Source organism: Teichococcus aestuarii (genome assembly GCF_042651065.1).
Classification (GTDB): domain Bacteria; phylum Pseudomonadota; class Alphaproteobacteria; order Acetobacterales; family Acetobacteraceae; genus Pseudoroseomonas; species Pseudoroseomonas aestuarii.
The window spans coordinates 68105-88551 of sequence record NZ_JBHSCH010000009.1; the positions used below are offsets into that span (position 1 = coordinate 68105).

A 20447-nucleotide genomic window follows, 5' to 3' on the forward strand; every position below is an offset into this window, starting at 1 on the left:
GCGACTCCGTTTCTGGGGCGGGAAGGGCGCGTTCACGCGCCGCGCGCGGCGGCGGCCTCGCCATGGCGGCGGCGGGCTTCCCGGACGATGGCGACAAGGATCATGCAGGCGGTGACGGCGTGCAGGGCGAGGGCGAGCGGGCTTTCGAGGAGCGTCCAGACATCGCCGCCGCTCGCGGCCATGGCGCGGCGCAGGCTCTGCTCCATCGGCGTGCCGAGGATGATGCCGAGCACCACCGGCACGAGCGGGATGCCGAGCTTGCGCAGCAGGTAGCCGAACACGCCGAAGCCCACCATCATCAGCAGGTCGAAGGAGTTCTGGTTGACCGAGTAGACGCCGAGGAAGCTGACGGTGACGACACCCGGCATCAGGTAGTGCGGCGGCACGGTGAGCAGCTTCGCGAAGAGGCCGACCAGCGGGATGTTCAGCACCAGCAGGATGACGTTGCTGACATAGAGCGCCGCCACCAGCCCCCAGACGATCTCCGGCTGCTGCTGGAACAGCAGCGGCCCCGGCTGCACGTTCAGCGTGACGAGCATGCCGAGCATGATGGCCGTGGTGCCGCTGCCCGGCACGCCGAGGGTGAGCATCGGCACCAGGCTGCCGCCGGCCGCGGCGTTGTCCGCCGCCTCGGGGGCGGCGACGCCGCGCGGGTCGCCTTTGCCGAAGGTGCCGTCCTTGTCGGAGACGCGCTTCTCCAGCGCGTAGCCCATGAAGCTGGCCAGGGTGGCGCCGGCGCCCGGCAGCACGCCGATGACGAAGCCGAGCAGCCCGGCGCGCAGCGAGGTGGCGGGGTAGGTCAGCCGGCGCAGCGCCGTGCTGCGCCGCCCCACCGGCACCTGCTCGACCGGGCCGGACCGCCGCTGCTCGATGTAGACGAGGAACTCGCTGATGGCGAAGAGGCCGATCGCCACGATGACGAAGTCGATGCCCTCGTACAGCTCGTAGGCGCCGAAGGTGAAGCGCGGGATGCCGGTGGCCGGGTCGATGCCCACCGTGCCGATGGCCAGGCCCAGCAGCCCGGCCACCAGCGTCTTGGCCGGGTTGCCGGTGGCAATGCCGCCGACGATGACGATGGCCATGACATAGAGGGCGAAGTATTCGCGCGGGCCGAAATGGATGGCGGCCATGGCCAGGGTGGGCGCCAGCACCGTCAGCCCGATGGTCGCCAGCGTGCCGCCGGCGAAGGAGGAGATGGCGGAGATCGCCAGCGCATCGGCCGCGAGCCCCTTCTTCGCCATGGGGAAGCCGTCGATGCAGGTGACGACGGCGGAGGAATCGCCCGGGATGTTGAGCAGGATGCTGGCGATGCGCCCGCCGAACATGCTGCCGTAATACACGCTGGTCAGCAGGATCAGCGCCGAGACGGGCGAGAGGTCCAGGCTGAAGGCCAGCGGGATGAGGATGGCGATGCCGTTCACCGGCCCGATGCCCGGCAGGGCGCCGATCACCGTGCCGACGAAGCAGCCGATGAAGGCCACCAGCAGGTTCACCGGCTGCGTCGCGACGGTGAAGCCGTGCGCGAGGGAGAAGAGGGTGTCCATCGCGCCCTATCCTCCGAAGGCGAGGCCGGGCGGCAGCGGGATGCCCAGGAACCAGTCGAAGAGCGCGAAGAAGCCGAGGCTGGTGGCCGCCCCGCCCATCAGCGCCTGCGGCAGCCGCGCGCCCAGCATGGCGGTCAGGCAGGCCACCAGCAGCAGCGTGGCCAGGATGAAGCCCAGCGGCTGCAGCAGCAGCGCATAGGCCACCAGCGCCATCACCGTGGCCAGCTGCGCGAGCAGGTATCGCCCGCTCGACCATTCCGGCTCGGGATCGGGGCGCAGGGCCAGGTAGAGGCCGAGCAGACCGATCGGCGGGGCCAAGGCCTCGGGGAACAGGGCGGGGCCCATCGGGTCGCCGAAGCCGACGCTGTAGGACCCCGCCTCCCAGCCGTACCAGCCGGCGAAGAGCGCCAGCAGCACGCCCACGATCCGGTCGCTCATGAGATGATGCCGATTTCCTGGGACAGGCCGCGCAGCTCGGACACCATGCCGGCCACGAAGCGCTCGAACTCCGGCCCCGAGCGCCAGACGGGCTGCAGCCCGGAGCGCCGCGCGGCCTCCTTCCAGCCCTCGCTGTCATAGACGCGCTTCAGCCCGGCGATCATGGCGTTGTAGTGCTCGTCGCTGACGCGGCCGCCGGTGTAGAAGCCGCGCCAGTTCAGCCCCACCACGTCGTAGCCCTGCTCGCGCGCGGTCGGGATGTCGGCGAAGGCGCCGGCCAGCCGCGCCTCGGCCATGGCGCCGAGGACGCGGATCTGCCCCGCCTCGACGAAGCCGGCGATCTCGGCCAGGTCGGTCGAGACGACCTCGACATGCCCGCCCAGCATCTGCGTCACCGCCGGCCCGCCGCCATCGTAGTGGATCCAGCGGAAGCGCTTCAGGTCGGCGGCGGGAATGCCGGCCTTCTGCGCCAGCAGCAGCAGGCGGAGATGGTCGTAGCCGCCGAGGCTGCTGGAGCCGCCGGTGACGATGCCGCCCGGGTCGCTCTTCAGCGCGCCAAGGAAGTCGGCCAGCGTCTTGAAGCGGGAATCGGCGCGGACCAGGATCACCCCGGTATCCGCCCCCAGCATGGCCAGCCAGCGGACGCGGTCGATGTCCCCCGGATAGCGGCGCTGCGCGATCTGCGTCAGCCCCACCGTGCTGGTGGCGACGAACAGGTTGTGGTCGGCGGCGCGGCGGCTGGTGACATTGGCGAAGGCGACGGCGCCCACCGCGCCCGGCATGTTCGACACCTGCACCGGCTGGTCGACGACCTGCAATTCCTGCATCAGCCGCCCCACCGTGCGGCAGGTGAAGTCCCAGCCGCCGCCCGGGGCGGAGGGGGACAGGCATTCGGGCCGCGGCCCGACGAAGGCCGTGGCCGGCCGCGCGGCGGCCAGCCCGGCGAGGCCCAGCATGCCCGCGCCAAGCGCGCGCCTGCCTGCGATGATGTCCATGCGGCGTGTCCTTCCCTGTCTGGCGCGGCGAAGCCCGTGCCGGTCCATCGGCCGGAGCGCGGTGGCTCCGGGGCGATTGGCGCCGGGGCACGGAAGCGGGCCCTTCGCGCGGGCCCGCGGGCTTGGCCGGCAGTGTTTCCCCAATCCTTCGCGCCGGGCTCTGCGGCCCGCTTTACAGCCTGGGCATGGCGTCCTATTCAGCAGGACGGCCATTCCACTTTTTCAGGTTCGGACTCCCTGCCATGGCTGTCAAGTCATTCCCGGGCCCGCACGACCCCGCGAAGCCGCCCGAGGCGGGCGAGGCGGGGGGCATCGCGGCGGTGGACCGGGCGCTGCGCGTCCTGCTGGCCTATGGCGAGGGCGAGCGCGGGCTGACGCTCGGGGAGCTGTCCCGCCGCACCGGCCTCTACAAGAGCGCGCTCTCCCGCATCATGGCGACGCTGATCCAGCACCGCTTCGCGCTGCGGCACGAGGATGGGCGCTACGGCCTCGGCCCCGCCCTCTATCGCCTCGGCGGCCTCTACGAACGGTCGGTCGATCTCAACGGGGTGCTCTCGCCCACCCTGCGGGCGCTGGCGCAGGAGACGGGGGAGAGCGCCTCCTTCTACATCCGGCAGGGCGACCGGCGGCTGTGCCTGATGCGGGTCGATGGCTGGCGGCAGGTGCGCGACCACATCCCGGTGGGCTCGCTGCTGCCGATCGACCGCGGTGCGGCGGGGCGGATCCTGAGGCATTTCGGGGCAGCCGGGCCCGGCGCCCTGGAGCCCGCCTTCGTCGCCGCCACGATCGGCGAGCGCGACCCCGAGCTGGCGGCCGTGGCGGCGCCGGTCTTCGGTGCCGGGCAGCGGCTGGCCGGGGCATTGTGCGTCGCCGGCACCGCCACGCGCTTCTCGGAGGCGGAGCGGCTGGCCGGCATCCGCGGCTTGGTGTTCCGCGAGGCCGCCCGCCTGACCCTGGCGCTGGGCGGCGACGCGGCCGTGTTCTCCGCGAGCGGCCCGTGCGGCGCGACGCCCGGGGAGGAGCCGCCAGGCAGCGGGTAGGAGCAGGCCGCGCGCCGCAAGGTGCCGCGCAAGGTGCCGCGCAGGGCGCCCGGGGGTGGGCCCCGCGCGCCCTGCCTCCGGCGCTATTCGGCCGCCAGGGAGCGTGCCGATGTTCGTGCAAGGCGCCAGCGCAGGACATCCACGGCCAGGAAGGCGGCCAGGCTGAGCCCGGCCACCGGCAGGGCCCATCCCAGCGCCGCCAGGGCCAGGGCCACGATGATTTGCGTCCGCGGCGGCAACCGGCACCAGCTCTGGACCAGGCTGCGCGGCAGCGCGCCCGGCGCAGGGCGGTTCTGCCACCAGATGCGGTAGCCATGGAGGGCTGACACCATCAGGCCGATGCCCAGCGCCGCCATCAGGATCTGGTTCGCCACGCCGAAGAGGATCCCCATGTGCATGTCGATGCCCCAGCGGATCAGCTTGGCGACCAGGGGGAAGCCCGCGAAATCCGCGCGGCTCGTCACCTGCATCGTGCGCGGATCGATGGCGAGGCTGTCCACCTGGGTGGGCCAGGAGCGGTCGTATTCCCGCACCAGCCATGCGCCGCCGGGCCGCGGCAGGCGGATTTCCACCATGGGGGAGTCGATTCCCGCCGCCAGGGCGGCGGCCAGCACGGCATCCAGATGCCCCGCCGCATCCTGTCCAGCCACGCCGGGGGGCGCACCCGCAGGGTGGTGGGCATGGTCGCCCATCGCAGGCGCGGCCGCCGCATCGAGGCTCAGCGAGACGGAGGGCGTGACCCAGCCCAGCCCGCCGCGCAGCGCGTCGATCCGCCCGCCCGCCCATCGCGACCAGGTGAGGCCGGTCGCCGAGAGGAACAGCAGGCCGAGAGAGAGCGACACGCCGATCAGCCCGTGCAGCCGGCGGGTGCGCAGGCGGGCATTCTGCGGGGCCTTCCGGGACAGCCGGCCGGTACGCCGCCAGGCCCAGAGAAGCACGCCGCCCAGCGTCGCCACCCAGAGCCAGGATGCGGCGAGCTCGCTGTAGTAGCGCCCCGGCTCGCCGAGCAGAAGGTCGCGGTGCAGATGGTCGAGGGTGGTGCGGAACGGCAGGATGCCGCTGGTGCCATAGACGACGAGGTCGCCCTTCACGGCGAGGGTCGCCGGATCCACGAAGATGGCGCGGCTTTCGGATGCGCCGAGCTGCGGTTCCACGAACATGACGCGCGTGGTCCGGCCAGGAGCGGCCGCGGGGCGCACGGCGAACAGGCGCGCATCGGGGCCGGCGATGGCGCGGGCCGCTTCGGCCTGGGCGGCGAGGCTCCGTGCAGGTCCCGCGGAATCCGTCCGCAGCGCCTGGCGGTACAGCGCTTCCTCCAACTGCGGCGTCAGGACGTAGAGCACCCCCGTCAGGGCAGCGGCCAGCAGGAAGGGCCCGACGAACAGCCCGACATAGAAGTGCAGGCGGGCGATGAAGGCCCTGAGCTCCACGGCCGGGGAGGCGGCGGGGCGGGGATCGCCGGTCATGCCCCCTCCCTCCGGTCCAGAGGTCGAGGCGCAGGATGAAGGGCGGAGAGGCCGGCGCAGCCGCACGCGGCCGCGCCGATCCGCCCGGGGGGCAGAATGGACATGGAAGATCTCCTGAAGATGCGGGAAGGCTCGGCCGGCAGGCGGCCAGGGCTTCAGGAGACGGGCGGAGCGCGCGAATGCTGGGTGCGGGGCAGCGGCCGGAAGGAGAAGGCCCGCACGGCCGCGGCCATGGCCACTTCCGGCGCGGCCACGTTGCGCGGCGTCGGCAGGGCCGGCGGCGGCGCCAGGTCTCCTCCTGCCGGCGTCTGGCAGAGCAGGCAGCATATGGCCGTTGCCGGGGCCGGCTTCGCCGGCCTGCCATCCGCACCGAGGTGCAGGGTGTAGGTGCCATCCGGCGAGCAGATGACCACCGCCTCGCCCATGGCGGCCATGGCGCGCAGATGTGCCGGCAGCCCGCCGCTCCACTGCGCCAGCAGGAGCACGGCCAGAAGACGAAGCATCAGGCGGGCTGAGCGCGGCATGGCCCGGCCTGGCTAGCAACCGGCCTTGGCCTTGTCACCAGGGAAACGGCAAGGCGCTTCCTCCGGGCCGGGCGCCCGCGGCCTCCGCGCCGGCTAGCCGCCGGCGATCAACGTCGTGACCCGGTGCGCGAGGATGTCCATCGCGAAAGGCTTGGTGAGCACGTGCATGCCGGCCTCCAGCGGCCTGCTTCCCATCACCGCGTTCTCGGCATATCCGGTGATGAAGAGCACCTTCAGATCCGGCCGGGCGAGCCGTGCCGCATCGGCCATCTGCCGCCCGTTCATGCCGCCCGTCAGGCCGACATCGGTGACCAGGAGGTCGATGCGCGCATCGGACTGGAGGATGCCGAGGCCGCCGGCGCCGTCCTCCGCTTCGAGCACGGCGTAACCCAGCTCCTCCAGCACCTCGGAGATGAGCTGCCGGATGGTGGCCTCGTCATCGACCACCAGCACGGTCTCGCCCTTCCCGGCGCCCGGGGCGGCGGAGGGCAGGTCCGGCCTCGCGCTCTCCTCCCCCGGGCCGTGATGGCGCGGGAGGTAGAGGCACATGGTCGTGCCCTGGCCGGGCTCGGAGTAGATCCGCACCTGCCCGCCCGACTGCCGGACGAAGCCGTAGATCATCGAGAGCCCCAGCCCGGTCCCCTGGCCGAGGGGCTTGGTGGTGAAGAAGGGGTCGAAGGCGCGTTCGATGACCTCGGGCGCCATGCCCGTTCCGGTGTCGGTGACGCAGAGCGAGAGATACTGCCCGGGCGCCAGGTCCTGCTCCCGGATCGCCTGCTCGTCCAGCCACCGGTTCGCCGTCTCGATGGTGATGCGCCCGCCCTCGGGCATGGCGTCCCGCGCATTGATGCACAGGTTCAGCAGCGCGTTCTCGAGCTGGTTGGCATCGATCAGGGCCGGCCACAGACCCGCGGCGCCGACGACCTCGACCTCGATCTCTGGCCCCACCGTGCGGCGGATCAGCTCCTCCATGCCGGCGACGAGGCGGTTGATGTTCGTCGGGCTCGGCGCGAGGGTCTGGCGGCGCGAGAAGGCGAGCAGCCGGTGCGTCAGGGCGGCGGCGCGCCTGGCCGCGCCCTGCGCCGCCGCCACATAGTGCTCCAGCTCGCTGATCCGCCCCTGCCCGATGCGCAGGCTCATCAGCTCCAGGCTGCCGGTGATGCCGGTCAGGAGGTTGTTGAAGTCGTGCGCGACGCCGCCGGTGAGCTGGCCGACCGCCTCCATCTTCTGGCTCTGCCGCAGCGCTTCCTCGGCCCGTGCCAGCCGCTCGGCCGCGAGCTTCTGCTCGGTGATGTCGCGGGCGGAGCAGAAGAGCTTGCCCTCGACCGGCACCGCGACCCAGGAGAAGCTGCGGTAGCCGCCGTTCCGGGTCCGGAAGCGGTTCTCGAAATCGGCCACCCGCGACCCGCCGGCGAGGCGGATCACCGCCACATGGGTGGCGGCACGGTCCTCGGGATGCTCCAGCCATTCCGAGGTGCGGCCGAGGATCTCCTCGCGGCTCCATCCCAGCTTGTCGGTCCAGGCCGGATTCACGCTGAGCCAGACCCCGTGCGCATCGGCGACGCCGAGCAGGTCCTGCGAGGCGTTCCAGATGCCGTCGCGCTCCTGGGTGCGCCTGGCCACCTGCTGCTCCAGCGTCTCGTTGATCCGCTGCAGCTCCGCCCCGGCCCGGGCCTGCTCCATGGCGGCCCAGGTGCGGTCCGCCACGGCGCGGGCGAAGGCGACCTCCTCCTCCGTCCAGGGGTGTTCGGCGTCCGTGTGGGCGAGGACAACGGCCGCCAGCCGCCCGTCCTTCATCAGCGGCACGTTGAGCAGCGCCCTTATCTGCAGGGCACCGAGCCGCGCCACGCCCGCGCCGGTCCGGGGGTCCTGCCGCACATCGGGGATGGCGACGACCTCGTTGCGCTTGAGGTCGTCGATGTAGGAGCCGAAATCCCGGAAGGCGTGCCGCCCGGCGACCGATGCGATCCCCGGGCCGGCGCACCAGTCGGGCTCTATCTCGATCACCTCGCGGGCGGCATCGACGCTGCCATAGCCCGCCCGCGACACCTGCAGCGCCGCGCCGAGAACCTGCGATGCCGCGGCGGCGATGGCGGCCGGATGGCTGAGGCCGCGGAGATGGTCGCCGAGCTCGATCAGCGCGGCTTGGCGCAGCTCCTGCCGCTTGCGGCTGTCGATGTCGATCAGGATGCCCGGAAAGCGCGTGGGTTCCCCGGCCGGATCCAGCTCGCAATGGCCATTCGCCTCGATCCACCGCCAGGAGCCGTCGGGCCGGCGGACGCGGTACTCGGCGCGATACGGCCCGCCCCGCGACACGGCCTGCCCGACCCGCTCCGCGACCTGGGCCAGATCATCGGGGTGGATCGCCGCGGCGGCCGCGCGCAGCGCGAGGCCTGTCGTCAGGGCCTCCGGATCGAGGCCGAAGGTGTCGGCGAAGCGGGCATCGCCGGTGAGCTGGTCCCGGGCGACGTCCCACACCCAGGTGCCCAGCACGACGCCCGTGTCCAGCGCCAGCCCGATCCGCTCGCCGGCGGCCCGCGCCTCCGTCACGTCGCGGGAGATCGCCAGCAGCCGGTCCGGCCGGCCCCCGGCATCCAGCATCGGCGTCACCACCACGTCCCAGTAGCGGCGGTTGCCCTTCACGGTGTCGGCATAGCCCTGGAAGTGGCCCCGGCCGCCGGCCCTGGCGGTGGCCAGCGCCGCCTGGAGCGCACCCCGCTCGTAGCCATGGCAGAAATCCGGCCAGTGGCATCCCTTGAAGGCGGCGAAATCGTCGATCTCCATGGCCCGGAGCCCGCCTTCGCTCATGAAGCGCAGCGTGCCGTCGAGATCGAGGACCTTGATGCAGTCGGGGGAGCTGGCCAGCACCTGGCGGTTGAACGCCTCGCTCGCCCGCAGCGCCTCCTGGGCGTCCAGGGCGGCCGAGATGTCGATGACGATGCCGGTGAAGCGCAGGGCCTGCTTGCCGTCCCATTCGTAGCAGCGGCCGCGCATGAGGACGCTGCGGGCCTTTCCCGCCCCGGGCACGACGCGGAACTGCCTGGTGTACTCCCCGCGCCCGGCCAGGGTGGCGGAGAGCCTCTCGGCGGAAACCCGGTCCTCAGGATGGACCGCCGCCAGCACCTGCGACAGCGGCATGCCCTCGGCCAGCCGGGCGGCATCCAGGCCATGGAGCGTGGCGAAGCGTTCATCGGCCCGGACCAGGCCGGCCGCCACATCCCAGTCGAAGAAGCCGACCAGCCCCGTCCCGAGGGCGGCCGCGGCCCAGTCCTGGCTGCCGCGCAGGGGCCGGTCCACCCGCCGCTGTCCGCCACGGTCGCGCAGGGTCTTGATGAAGCCGGAGGCGGCGCCCGTCCCGGCGCGCAGCACCATCATCTCGCCCTGGGTGAAAACCCGCGAGCCGTCGGCGCGGACATGCCAGCGCTCGTCGCGGCCGCGCCCCGTGCGGAGGGCCTCGTCCCTCTCGAGGGCAGGCCTGCCGCCGGCCACATCCTCCGGCGTGAAGATCCGGTCGGCCGGGGCGCCGAGCATCTCCGCCTCGGTCCAGCCGAGGATGTGCCGGGCGCCCTCGCTCCAGCTGGTGATCCGGCCTTCCAGGTCGAAGCTGATGATGGCGGGGTCGATGGCGCCGTTCAGGATCTGCTGGCCTTGGGCCATGGTTTCGCTCACCGGCGTGGCCCCCTCCGGCAAGGCTGCCGGGGCGGCTCGGGGCGGTGGCCCCACCCCGGAACGCGGGGCGCTCTCCTGGCCGGCGCGCCGGTGGCCCGGGCCACGCGGGCGCGGCGGCCTTCGGAGAGGGGTAAGACCATTGCCGGCCCGATGATGGACATGACCCACGCCATAGCAGAGCAGCCCCCCGGACGGAAACCGGCACTCCGGACCGGAGCCGGCTCCGAGACGGAAGCCGGCCGGAATGCCCGCGGGCGTTGCGCCGCGCCGCCGGCCGTTGCGCGCCCCGTCAGGAGCCCCTGCCGATGTCCATCATGACGGCACGCCAGATCTGCGCCGGCAGCCCGCCGCCGGACACGCCCTGCATCGGCTTGTTGTCGCCATTGCCGAGCCAGATGCCGGCCACGTACTCCTCGGTGAAGCCGATGAACCAGGCGTCGCGGTTGGCGGTGGTCGTTCCCGTCTTGCCCCCCGCCCAGAAGCCGGGATCGGCGGCCTTTCCGGTGCCGCGCTCGACAACGCCCGAGAGCATCTGCCGCATGGCATCCGCATGGCGCGGGGCCAGGGCCTGCCTGATCTCCGACCGTGCTGGCAGCACGCGCGTCAGGATCTCGGTGCCGGCCGAATCCTGGACCTTCTGCACCGAATACGGCACGACCATCCGGCCGTGGTTGGCGATGCTGGCGAATGCCGCGGTGAGATCGACCAGCCTGGCCTCGTAGGTGCCCAGCGCCAGGTCGCCCGCCTCGCCTTCCGGATCGTCGTCGATGTTCATCGTCCTGATCAGGGCGCGGACCGCCCCGGTGTTCCGCATCGCCACGCGGACGGCGGCTGTGTTGGAGGATTTCTCCAGCGCGGCGGCCAGGGTGATGTCGCCGAGATACCTGTCGTCGAAATTCCTGACAGGCCGCCCCCCCAGCTCCAGGGCGGCATCGCTGACCATGCTGTCCGGCGTGCTGCCTTCCTGGAGGGCCGCCAGATACACGAACACCTTGGCCACGGAGCCCGGCTGCCGCCTGGCCTGCGTGGCGTGGTCCCATTCCTTCTGCCTGTAGTCGCGGCCGCCCACCAGCGCCACCACGGCGCCGTCATGCCGCATGACGACCACCGCGCCCTCCTCGATCTGCCCGGCGCCGGCATGGCGGCGCAGCGCCTGCTGCATGTGCCGTTCGGCGGCCGCCTGGATCTTCATGTCCAGCGTGGTGGAGATGGTCCTCGTACCCTGCCGCCCTTCAGGCGTGGAATTGCCATTGGCCTCCGCCTCCGCCCAGCGCGCGAACCAGCCGATCTGCGTGCCGCGGGGATAGACACCGCCCCAGGCGGATCGCGATGGGGCGATGGCGACAGCCTGCTGCTTGGCGCGGTCCGCCGCCCTCCGCGAGAGGGAGCCGGCCTCCACCATCTGCTCGATGACCCGGAAGCCACGGTCGCGCGAGAGCTCGAAATTGCGGTGCGGGTTGTACCGGTTGGGGGCGGGTAGCAGGCCGACCATCATGGCCGATTCCAGCACGCTCAGGCTGAGGGCATATTTGTTGAAGTAAACCCGCGCGGCGGCCTCGATGCCATAGGCGCTGCCGCCGAAGAAGACCCTGTTGAGATAGACGAACAGGATGTCCTCCTTGCTCAGGTTCAGCTCCAGGATCGGCGCCAGCACCGGCTCCTCCAGGAGCTTGCGCACGATCGGGCTGTGCTCCTTGAGGTAGATCTCCTTGATGGTCTGCTGGGTCAGGGTGCTGCCGCCCTGGGTGCGCCCCGTGAGCGTCGACCAGACGGCGCGCGCCATGGCCCGCGGGTCCAGGCCCCAATGGTCGTAGAAACGCCGGTCCTCGCTGGCCACCAGTGCGTTGATCAGGTGCTTCGGCAACTGCGCGAACGGCACGGGCGGGCCGTAATACGCGCCGCGCGCGCCGACGAACTCGCCCTGCGCGCTCAGGATCCGCACGCCGTTCTCACGATTGTCGGTGACGAGACGGCCGGCATCCGTGAACTCCAGCGCCTCGGCCTCGCGTGGCGCCGCGGCGGCCAGGCCGAGCAATGCGAGAAAGCGTCTCCGGTCGAGAGACACGGTCAGAGGATTTGAACAGGGCCGGTGCATGCCCCCTGGTACACCAGGGGGGGGGCAGCGGCAGCTAACAACATGCGGCGCCCCGAGGCTTCGGTGCCCCAGGGCCTGCCTCACCGGCGGGATTGCGACAGAGGCCCCGGGATCAGGGGATGGGCCTCGTTCCGTGCCTGAGAAGGCCTGCTCTGGCGGCCCTTCGCGATGCCGGTGAAGAGGAACATGAGCAGCCAGTTGCGGGATACGAGCTGGTGGAAGCCCAGGGACAGGACCCCGGTGGCCACGGTGATGATCAGGAATTCGCCGACCGGAGGCAGATCCACCAGGGCGAAGGCCGCGCCCAGAAACACGATGATGACCATGTGGACCAGGTAGATGGTCATGGAGGCGTTGACGAGCTTGCGGACCCAGACGTTCGGCGTGTCGAGCCAGCGGAGCGCCACGAAGAGCAGGATCTTCGACCAGTAGATGCCGGTCAGGGGAACGAGGAAGAACGTCAGCGCGCGATAGACGGCCTCCTCGCGCAGATGAATCTGCATGAGGGTGGCCGTTCCCGCCAGCGCCAGCGCAACGGCCGGGCCGTCGATGGAGGCGAAGCGCTCAATGTATTCCCTGCGCGCGGCAAGCAGGCATCCCATGGCGAAGACAGGGAGGAGGGAAGCCATCTCGCTCAGGTAGATCATGTTCCAGAAGATGAAGGTCATGCCGAGGACCTTGAGGACGGCCACGCTCAGCATGCTGAAGACGCCGGCGGCGATGGCGGCGAGGGCCAGGTTCACGCGGCTCCCCAAGATCAGGCTGCCGGCGGCGGAAGCCATGCGCGAGACCGAGTCTGGCCGCCCGAAGCGGTATGGCAGCGCCAGCAGGAGCGTATAGACGATCAGGAAGATCAGGAACCAGACGTGCTCGATCCAGTGCGGGCCCGGCGTGCCGAGCCGCGACAGCCAGCCGGACAGGACGCCCGTGCCGGAGCCGTTGTTCAGGACGTAGGCCAGCATCATGAGGGGATTGAGCAGGAGGATTGTCGAGATCAGCGGGACGCCCAGCTGAACCGTCCGCTGCCGCCACCATTTCATGGCGTTCCGCTGATCGACGAACATCATCGCGAAGAAGCCGGCCAGCAGGAAGAAGGCCGGCATCCGGAAGGTGCTGATGAAATCCGCGAAGCCCGTCAGGAAAGCCGATGGCTCGCCCGCCCTGACGATCCAGGGAAAGTCGATATAGGCCAGGGCTGCATGGAACGGGATGCCCAGCAGCATGAGGGCGGCCCGGACCTGGTCGAGGAAGTACAATTTCGACGGGCCCGCCTGCTGGGCCGCATCGCCGGCCTGGCGGCGCGGTATGGCCTCGAGCTCGCGGATCGTCATCTGCTCCCAGCCTTCGGGCAGGAAGTTCAGATGCTCCTCGATGAGCAGGGAGGCGTTGATGTAGTTGAGCGAGTCGCCGCCGGCGGAAGCAAAGGACTGGTCCCGGCCCAGATCGGGGTGGCCCAGAAGCCTGGCGAAGGCCGCGTGCAGCGAGAGGCGCTGCTCGGACAGGCGCGTGGCGGCCGCCCGTGCGGCGAACATCCCGCGGATGCCGGCATAGTCGATCTTGCCGGAAGGAAGGCGCGGAATCTCGGGCAGCTGGATGACCTGGATGCTGGCGGCCGGCAGGTCATGGTGGCGCAGAACGAGATCGGCCACGGCCTCAGCCGAGGCCGGCGCAACCGCCGCGATCTGCAAGCCCGTGTCATCGCCGGCCACCGCGGCGGCAATGCCGGCCTGGCGCAGCCGCGCCTCGATGTCGTCGAGGCCGATGCGCAGGCCGAAAGGCTTGATGAACCGGCTCTTCCGCCCCGTGATCGTGTACAGGCCGTCGGCGTTGAGGACGGCCAGATCGCCGGTGCGAAGCTCGGTCAGCTCGGCGCCCCCGGCAAGGTCCGCCCGCTTCAGGCCATAGCCCATCATGACGTTCGGGCCGGCATAGACAAGCTCGCCTTCGATGCCCGGGGCGTCGATCGGGGCGCCGTGCTCGTCCAGGAGAGAGATCGCTCCGCCAGGGACCGGCACGCCGATGGCGACCGGATACTGCTTCACCAGCGCGGGCGGCACATAGGCGATGCGCGGCGCCGCCTCCGTCTGGCCATACATCACATAGAAGCGGCGGCCATGCCTTTCGGCGAAATCCGCGAAGCGGCGCACCGTCTCCTGCGGCAGCTTGCCCCCCGCCTGGGTGAAGTACCGCAGGGAGGCCGGAGGAGGCTTGGCAAGGAAGCCGCCCCGCTCGAGCAGGTCGAAGCTGTGCGGCACGCCGGCGAGGCTCGTCGCCCCGAAGGCTTCGAACCGCTGCCAGAACGCATCCTCCGTGAGCGATGCCTCGTTCAGGATGATGGCGCCGCCCGTGGCCAGGTGCGAATTGATGACCGACATTCCATACGAGTAATGGAACGGCAGTGTGGTGATCGCCCGCTCTCCGGGGGCGAACTCCAGGTACTCCGCGATGGAGAGCGCGTTGGAGACAAGGTTCTTGTTGGAGAGGCGAACCAGCTTCGGCTCTCCCGTCGAGCCGGATGTGGCGAGCAGCACCGCCAGGTCGGGGTGCAGCCCGGCCGTGGAAGGGGATTGCCGCGGGTGCCAGCGGTCATCTTCCAGAGTGTAGAGGAAATCGGGCTGGAAGCGCATCGCGAGCGGGGAGTCCTCGCCCTCCGTGTCCTTGAGGAGGAGCACCGCGTGCCCGGCCCGCGATGCGCCCACATAGGCTGCCAGGGAGCGGAGCGTGTTGGAGGCTTGCACGGCAATCAGGCAGCGCTCCCGTGGCAGGGAAGCGCAGGCGGCATCGGCGAAGGCAGCGAACTCCTTGTGGGACCAGGCCCGGCCGGTCTCGTCAACAACGGCCAGATCGGATCCGAACAACGCCATGTGGCCGAAGAGATCGCGGCGTTCCACTTTGCCGTGGCCGGTTGCTGCTGCCGGTAAGTGCACCGTGCATAATCCTTCAAAGCAAAGCCGGACGCTGCTGTACCTGCGCGGAAAGCAGCCGCAGAAGCGAACCGGGTTCGAGTTTCGCCGCCCCTTATCCTGCCGCTTTCAGGATGCAGGCGGAGCATCTCCCACCATACAGCGCAGCGCAGCGCCGCTTTCTGTAACACCTTGTTGACATTGCTCAATTATTTAGGCGCATTAAAATATTCAAGGAATATTAATGGTAATCTACTCATAGTAGATTACGGTTTTTCAGGAAGTTTTCCTGGTTGAAAACCGCCCCGCAGCCGCCCGGAGCCAGCCGATGCGCCCTGGCTGGGCTGGCCGCAGAATCGTTTTTCCGTATCCTTCTCCTGTACGCCCCCGCCTGCGCCGAGGTCCGGATGCCAGGAACCTCCTGCCTGCCTTGCCGCCGGCGCGATGCTCGCCACCACGGCAGCGGCTCCAGACGCGGAACCCGAGGAGAGGCGGGATGGACGCTTTGGGATAGTGCCCCGAAGCCGTTTACGCGACACTGACCCGGCCTGTGGCGCAGCCTGCACTGGGGCGGAAAGACTCCTGCTGCGCCGTCAGCCCCGCTTTGGGGCCGGGCGAGTTTGCAAGGAGGAAGCATGCCTGGAATTCATCGTCGCCTGCTGTTGCCGACGCTCGGCGGCCTGGTCGCGGCGGCACGCGCCACGCCCGTGGCGGCCTCGGCCTGGCCCAGCCAGCCGGTACGCCTGATCTGCCCCTTCGCCGCGGGCGGCCCCACCGATGTCGCCGCACGCCTGGTGGCGGACGGGTTGACCAATGTGTTGCCGCAACGCGTGCTGGTCGAGAACCGCACGGGCTCCGGCGTGGTGGTCGGCACCGAGACCGTGGCCAAGGCGCCACGCGATGGCTACACCATACTCTACAGCACCATCGCTCATGCGGTGCTGCGGCCTCTCTTCTCCAGCCTCAGCTTTGATCCGGTGGCCGATTTCCGGCCGGTCGCGCTGGTCGGCACGGTGCCGATGCTGCTGATGGTGAACAAGGACGTTCCGGCGCGCAACCTGCAGGAGCTGATCGCGCTGTTCCGCGACAAGCCCGGCCGGTACGATTACGGCAGTTCCGGCGCCGGCGGGGCGGTGCATCTGGCCACCGAGCTGTTCCTGCGGCAGGCAGGCGATCTGAAGGTCAACCACATCCCGTATCGCGGCTCGGCCCCCGCCATGCCGGACCTGCTGAACGGCAACTTGACGATGTTCCTCAACGTCGCCTCCGATGGCATCGCCAGCGTGCAGAGCGGCGCCACGCGGGCGCTCGCGGTCAGCTCCGCGCAGCGTCTGCCGCAACTGCCCGATGTGCCGACTTTCGCCGAGGCCGGGTTGCCCGGCTACGAGGCGTACACCTGGCACATGCTTTTCGCGCCGGCCGGCACCCCGGAGGAGGTCGTGAACGCGCTGAACCAGGCGGTGAACAAGGTGGTGCGCATGCCCAATGTCCAACAGCGCTTCACCGAGCTTTCGGTCCAGCCGCGCTCCGACAGCACGCCCGCCAGTGCCGCGGCCTGGCTCCGGTCGGAGATGGCGAAATGGGAGCCGCTGGTCCGGGAGAGCGGCATCACGGCGAACTGAGATCTGCCTCGGCCCTGTCCTGCGAAGGGGAGCCGTGGGCGCCTGGCCGCCCGGGGCGGACGGCCAGGATGCCGCTTGCCGGGCGCGCGAAGCCCATGTGGCTGGTGCTCCGGGCGGCGGCCCGGCCGAGGTCCGGCATTGCCTTGCGCGCGCCGGCTCCGGACCGGAGAGACATGCTGGATGAGGGATTGGCGTCCTCCCCCGTGATGCCCCCGGGGCGAGGCCAGGGCTGGATGCCGCCTGGATCAGCGGCCAGATCCTGCATCCGCAGCGTCCTCGGCAGGAAAAGCGGGTTGGTGCAGAAGGCGAGGCAAGGCGGCCAAGCGGCGCCCTCTCCGACAGACCGTACGATGAACACTTCCCTGTTGTTCATCGCTGACATTGGCCTTGAACCGCCCCCGCGCTTTGTACGCGCGACGAAAGCGGCACAGGTGGAGTGTACGGTGGAGCAAATCCGAAGAGAAAAGCGGGCACCAGCCGGATAAACAAGTGAAAATATTATAGAATATTTCTGACATCTACAAATATTTGTAGAATATTTTCTACAAGATGATATATTTATTGATATAACTCAAATAAAGATCGTTTATCAAATCCTGTTGCACGGCAATTTTTATGATCTATAAAAGCCTGAAATATTAAATCTTCTTTGTAACGGAAACGAATGATGTCAGCCAACCCGGTCCAGCTTGTCCGTCCCAAACGCTTCGGGGACTCCCGGGGATGGTTCTCCGAAACCTGGAACAAGGAGCGCTTCGCGGCGGCCGGCCTGAAGCTGGAATTCGTGCAGGACAATCATTCCCTCTCCGGCCAAGTCGGAACCTTGCGGGGCCTGCACTTCCAGACCCCGCCCTTCGCGCAGGACAAGCTCGTGCGTTGCCTGAGGGGGAAGATCTTCGACGTGGCGGTCGATATCCGGAAGGGCTCGCCGACCTATGGGCAGTGGGTGAGCCGCATCCTCTCGGCCGAGAATGGCGAGCAGCTCCTGGTTCCCATCGGCTTCGCGCACGGGTTCATGACGCTGGAGCCGGATACGGAGGTCGCCTACAAGACCTCCAACTATTACGACAGAAACTGCGACAGCGGCCTGATGTGGAACGATCCCGACATCGCCATCGCGTGGCCGCTCGACGCCGCGGCCGCCATCCTGTCCGAGAAGGACCAGAAGCAGCCGTCGCTGCGCGGCTTCGACAGCCCCTTTGCCTATGACGGCCGGCCCCTGCTGCCGCTGGGAGATGCGCTGGTTCCCTGAGCGCCATGGTGGGGCGCCGCGATGCGGGCCAGCCCTTCGCCCGGTGCATTGGCCCAGCCCATGCCAGTCTGGCGGCGCCCCCGGCCGTGGCGGACACTCCGTTCCGGGGAGCGAGGAAGAGGGTGGCGCAGCCCCGCGCCACGCGGCTATAGCCGCCGCGTCTTCCGGAAGCCGGCCGGCAGCGAGCGCTTTGGGCGATGGCCCGATCAAATCCCCCGAGAGGCAAAGGAATTCTGAGAGGCTATGAAAGGTATCGTGCTCGCCGGAGGCTCCGGCACGCGGCTTCATCCGGCCACGCTGGCGGTCAACAAGCAGTTGCTGCCTGTCTACGACAAGCCGATGGTCTACTATCCGATTTCCGTGCTGATGCTGGCGGGGATACGGGAAATCCTGGTCATCTCCTCGCCCGACTTCATCGAGATGTACAAGCGCCTGCTGGGCGATGGCAGCCAGTACGGCGTGTCTTTCAGCTATGTGGTCCAGGAGAAGCCGGAGGGGCTGGCACAGGCCTTCCTGCTGGGGCGGGAGTTCATCGGCGAGGATCCGGTCGCGCTGGTTCTGGGCGACAACATCTTCTACGGCGCCAACCTGTCCGCCATGGTGCAGCAGGCCGCGACGCGGACGGATGGCGCCACGGTCTTCGCCTATTACGTCGATGACCCGGAGCGCTACGGCGTCGTCGATTTCGACCCGACGGGCCGCGCCATCTCCATCGAGGAGAAGCCTGCCCAGCCGAAATCCAACTGGGCGGTCACGGGCCTCTACTTCTATGACAATGCCGTCATCGACATCGCGGCCTCCATCAGGCCTTCCAGCCGGGGCGAGCTGGAGATCACCGATGTCAACCAGCGCTACCTGGAAGCCGGCAAGCTGCAGGTGGAGCGCATGGGGCGGGGCTATGCCTGGCTCGACACAGGCACCCACGACTCCCTCCTGGATGCGAGCGAGTTCGTCCGCGCCATCCAGCAGCGCCAGGGCCTGCCGATCGCCTGTCTTGAGGAAGTGGCCTTCCTGAACGGCTTCATCGATCTCGACCAGCTGGAGCGGCGCGGCCACCTTTTCGCCAAGACGGCGTATGGCCAGCACCTGCTGCGCCTGGCCAAGACGCACCGATAAGGCGGTAGCTGCCCTTCCGGGGGGGGCGGTCATCGCCGCCCCGGCCCGGGCAATGCTTCCGCGGCGCGCAGCCAGAGCGAAGCCTCGCCCGATCCCTCCGGGTTCAACGCCCGCGGGTGCGGGCGGGAGACGGAGGATGGCGCACGGGCCGCCTCGGTGCGGGAAGCGGGAGGCGGCTCACCCCGCATCGCCAGCAGGACGCGCTGCCGATAGGCTCCGCCGCGTTCAGCCTGGCCGGAATGGTAATGCGCCACGGCGCGCATCCAGTCGCCCTGGCGCTCCTTCAGCCGGCGCAGGAACCGCGCCGCATAGCGCGCATTGGCCTGGGGAGAAAAGGCTTCCTCCAGCGAGGCGAAAGCCTGCGGGTGATGGTGAAGGTTGATCTGCAGGCAGCCCACATCGATCAGGCGGACACCTTCCATCTGCAGCCGGCGTACCTTGCGAAGCGCCTCGCCGCGTGTCTCGAAGGCATGGCCTTCGCCGCGGGCATTGACCGTCCAGGGCCAGGGCTCGACATTGCCGCGGCCCGTGCGCCGCCCGCTTTCCACCCGGCCCATGGCGGCCAGCAGGCCGCGCGGCAGCTCCTCTGCCCGCTCCGCGGCCCGGATTGCGGTATTGCAATCGGCCGTCCCGGCCCAGGCGCCGGGCCAGCGGGCCAGCGCCAGCAGGACCGGGAGCAGAATCCGAAGAACAGGCACACATGTCATGCGCCGATGAGGCACAGGACGGATTAATTTTTCGCATAATCCTTCGGAGTTCTCCCTGCCTCCGTCCCGGTGCCTGGCGGCGGCCGCGGGAGACGGGCGCGCTGGCCTGTTCCTTGGATTCAACGCAAGTCCAAGAAGAATTCATCAATAAAGACAAGCCAAAGCTTGGATATTTTTTCCGCCCGTCAGTCAACGAAAAGAGACGTCGGCCGTTCCTCTGCCATGCGGCACCCCGTGCCGTGACGAAAGAACAATGGGAGAGATCGCATGCAGTCGAAAAGCATGGCCATGGTCCTTGCCGCGGCGCTGATGGTGGCACCGGCCGCAATGGCGCAGCAGGGCACTGTCGGCTCGCCCTCCAACCCTGGGGGCGGTGGCACCACCATGGGTCAGGGCACTCCCGGCACCACCACCACGCCCGGCCGGGTCGCGCCGCCTGACGTGGCGCCGAACCGCGGCGCGGCGGCGCCTGGCACCGACAACCCGCCCACCACGGCCACGCCGGCCGAGGGCGCCAACAGCTTCACCGAAGGCCAGGCGCGCAGCCGCATCGAGGCCGCCGGCTACACGGATGTTCAGGGGCTGCAGAAGGACGACAAGGGCGTCTGGCGCGGCCGTGCGATGCGCAACGGCCAGACGGCCGAAGTTGGCCTCGACTTCCAGGGCAATGTCGTGACCGGCAACGCCGCGCCCCGCTGAGCGCGCGCCGGCTTTTGACCTAGCACAAGAAGAGGAAACATCATGGCCAGCAGGACTATTACCCGGCTCTTCGACACGCGCGAGCACGCCATGGCGGCGGTGCGCGACCTCGAGGCCGCGGGCTTCTCGCATGACGATGTCGGCATCGTCGCCAACGACGCCAAGCGCGACACCACCCCGGCGGTGGACCCCTCGACGGAACACCATTCCGAGGAGCATACCAAGTCGGGTGCCGGCATCGGCGCCACGCTGGGCACGCTGGTGGGCGGCGGCGCGGGGCTGGCGGCGGGCCTTGGCGCCCTGGCCATTCCCGGCATCGGGCCGGTGGGCGCGGTGGGCGCGCTGCTGGCGGCGCTGACCGACGCCGGCGCGGGCGC

The 20447-nt window shown here is 69.6% G+C and carries 15 protein-coding genes; 6 read left to right on the plus strand and 9 right to left on the minus strand.

Annotated elements, in window-relative coordinates:
- Positions 1 to 32: 32 nt before the first annotated feature.
- From ACFOY6_RS06445 to ACFOY6_RS06455, 3 genes are read right to left on the minus strand one after another with little or no spacing between them, the layout of a single operon-like run.
- Positions 33 to 1544: a tripartite tricarboxylate transporter permease gene (locus ACFOY6_RS06445; protein WP_109518087.1), complete on the minus strand. Its 1512-nt coding sequence runs from the start codon at positions 1542 to 1544 to the stop codon at positions 33 to 35.
- Positions 1545 to 1550: 6 nt separating this feature from the next.
- Positions 1551 to 1982, minus strand: a complete 432-nt coding sequence (locus tag ACFOY6_RS06450) for a tripartite tricarboxylate transporter TctB family protein (RefSeq protein ID WP_379649637.1) — start codon at positions 1980 to 1982, stop codon at positions 1551 to 1553.
- Positions 1979 to 2977, minus strand: coding sequence for a Bug family tripartite tricarboxylate transporter substrate binding protein (locus ACFOY6_RS06455; protein ID WP_379636504.1), 999 nt, complete (start codon positions 2975 to 2977; stop codon positions 1979 to 1981). The genes ACFOY6_RS06450 and ACFOY6_RS06455 overlap by 4 nt, the downstream gene beginning before the upstream one ends.
- Before the next feature lie 242 nt (positions 2978 to 3219).
- Here ACFOY6_RS06455 and ACFOY6_RS06460 point away from each other — a divergent pair, with 242 nt between their 5' ends.
- Positions 3220 to 4017 (plus strand): IclR family transcriptional regulator, encoded by a 798-nt coding sequence (locus ACFOY6_RS06460; protein WP_379649639.1) that lies wholly within the window; start codon positions 3220 to 3222, stop codon positions 4015 to 4017.
- 83 nt (positions 4018 to 4100) lie between these two features.
- Here ACFOY6_RS06460 and ACFOY6_RS06465 read toward each other — a convergent pair whose 3' ends face one another.
- The 5 genes from ACFOY6_RS06465 to ACFOY6_RS06485 form a co-directional block, all read right to left on the minus strand.
- Positions 4101 to 5483 carry a PepSY-associated TM helix domain-containing protein gene (locus tag ACFOY6_RS06465; RefSeq protein ID WP_379649641.1) on the minus strand — a complete coding sequence of 461 codons (1383 nt, stop codon included), beginning with the start codon at positions 5481 to 5483 and terminating at the stop codon, positions 4101 to 4103.
- A 155-nt stretch (positions 5484 to 5638) separates the two neighbouring features.
- The gene (locus ACFOY6_RS06470) at positions 5639 to 5986 is read right to left on the minus strand and encodes a DUF2946 family protein (protein ID WP_379649643.1); all 348 of its coding nucleotides are present in this window, start codon (positions 5984 to 5986) and stop codon (positions 5639 to 5641) included.
- A gap of 114 nt (positions 5987 to 6100) precedes the next feature.
- The gene (locus ACFOY6_RS06475) at positions 6101 to 9664 is read right to left on the minus strand and encodes a PAS domain S-box protein (protein ID WP_379649645.1); all 3564 of its coding nucleotides are present in this window, start codon (positions 9662 to 9664) and stop codon (positions 6101 to 6103) included.
- Positions 9665 to 9965: 301 nt separating this feature from the next.
- On the minus strand, positions 9966 to 11711 hold the full coding sequence (locus ACFOY6_RS06480; protein WP_379649647.1) for a transglycosylase domain-containing protein: 1746 nt from the start codon (positions 11709 to 11711) through the stop codon (positions 9966 to 9968).
- A gap of 140 nt (positions 11712 to 11851) precedes the next feature.
- Positions 11852 to 14662: an AMP-binding protein gene (locus ACFOY6_RS06485; protein ID WP_379649649.1), complete on the minus strand. Its 2811-nt coding sequence runs from the start codon at positions 14660 to 14662 to the stop codon at positions 11852 to 11854.
- Between the two features lie 647 nt (positions 14663 to 15309).
- Between ACFOY6_RS06485 and ACFOY6_RS06490 the strand changes: the two genes are divergently transcribed.
- From ACFOY6_RS06490 to rfbA, 3 genes are all read left to right on the plus strand, one after another.
- Positions 15310 to 16296 (plus strand): Bug family tripartite tricarboxylate transporter substrate binding protein, encoded by a 987-nt coding sequence (locus ACFOY6_RS06490; protein ID WP_181378209.1) that lies wholly within the window; start codon positions 15310 to 15312, stop codon positions 16294 to 16296.
- A 667-nt stretch (positions 16297 to 16963) separates the two neighbouring features.
- On the plus strand, positions 16964 to 17548 hold the full coding sequence (rfbC, locus tag ACFOY6_RS06495; RefSeq protein WP_379636486.1) for a dTDP-4-dehydrorhamnose 3,5-epimerase: 585 nt from the start codon (positions 16964 to 16966) through the stop codon (positions 17546 to 17548).
- A gap of 243 nt (positions 17549 to 17791) precedes the next feature.
- On the plus strand, positions 17792 to 18664 hold the full coding sequence (gene rfbA, locus ACFOY6_RS06500) for a glucose-1-phosphate thymidylyltransferase RfbA (RefSeq protein ID WP_379649652.1): 873 nt from the start codon (positions 17792 to 17794) through the stop codon (positions 18662 to 18664).
- 29 nt (positions 18665 to 18693) lie between these two features.
- Here the strand turns inward: rfbA and ACFOY6_RS06505 are convergent, their stop codons facing one another.
- Entirely contained in the window at positions 18694 to 19362 is a 669-nt protein-coding gene (locus ACFOY6_RS06505; protein WP_379649654.1) for a transglycosylase SLT domain-containing protein, read from the minus strand.
- Positions 19363 to 19638: 276 nt separating this feature from the next.
- On the opposite strand from ACFOY6_RS06505, the gene ACFOY6_RS06510 reads away from it, so the two are divergent.
- Positions 19639 to 20070: a PepSY domain-containing protein gene (locus ACFOY6_RS06510; protein WP_181378211.1), complete on the plus strand. Its 432-nt coding sequence runs from the start codon at positions 19639 to 19641 to the stop codon at positions 20068 to 20070.
- Between the two features lie 42 nt (positions 20071 to 20112).
- The coding region (locus tag ACFOY6_RS06515) for a general stress protein (RefSeq protein WP_379649656.1) at positions 20113 to 20447 on the plus strand (335 nt) is incomplete at its 3' end.

Coding starts and splice junctions, on each gene's coding strand:
- ACFOY6_RS06445 (WP_109518087.1), bottom strand. CDS start 1,544: ATGGACACCCTCTTCTCCCTCGCGCACGGCTTCACCGTCGCGACGCAG.
- ACFOY6_RS06450 (WP_379649637.1), bottom strand. CDS start 1,982: ATGAGCGACCGGATCGTGGGCGTGCTGCTGGCGCTCTTCGCCGGCTGG.
- ACFOY6_RS06455 (WP_379636504.1), bottom strand. CDS start 2,977: ATGGACATCATCGCAGGCAGGCGCGCGCTTGGCGCGGGCATGCTGGGC.
- ACFOY6_RS06460 (WP_379649639.1), top strand. CDS start 3,220: ATGGCTGTCAAGTCATTCCCGGGCCCGCACGACCCCGCGAAGCCGCCC.
- ACFOY6_RS06465 (WP_379649641.1), bottom strand. CDS start 5,483: ATGACCGGCGATCCCCGCCCCGCCGCCTCCCCGGCCGTGGAGCTCAGG.
- ACFOY6_RS06470 (WP_379649643.1), bottom strand. CDS start 5,986: ATGCTTCGTCTTCTGGCCGTGCTCCTGCTGGCGCAGTGGAGCGGCGGG.
- ACFOY6_RS06475 (WP_379649645.1), bottom strand. CDS start 9,664: ATGGCCCAAGGCCAGCAGATCCTGAACGGCGCCATCGACCCCGCCATC.
- ACFOY6_RS06490 (WP_181378209.1), top strand. CDS start 15,310: ATGCCTGGAATTCATCGTCGCCTGCTGTTGCCGACGCTCGGCGGCCTG.
- rfbC (WP_379636486.1), top strand. CDS start 16,964: ATGTCAGCCAACCCGGTCCAGCTTGTCCGTCCCAAACGCTTCGGGGAC.
- rfbA (WP_379649652.1), top strand. CDS start 17,792: ATGAAAGGTATCGTGCTCGCCGGAGGCTCCGGCACGCGGCTTCATCCG.
- ACFOY6_RS06510 (WP_181378211.1), top strand. CDS start 19,639: ATGCAGTCGAAAAGCATGGCCATGGTCCTTGCCGCGGCGCTGATGGTG.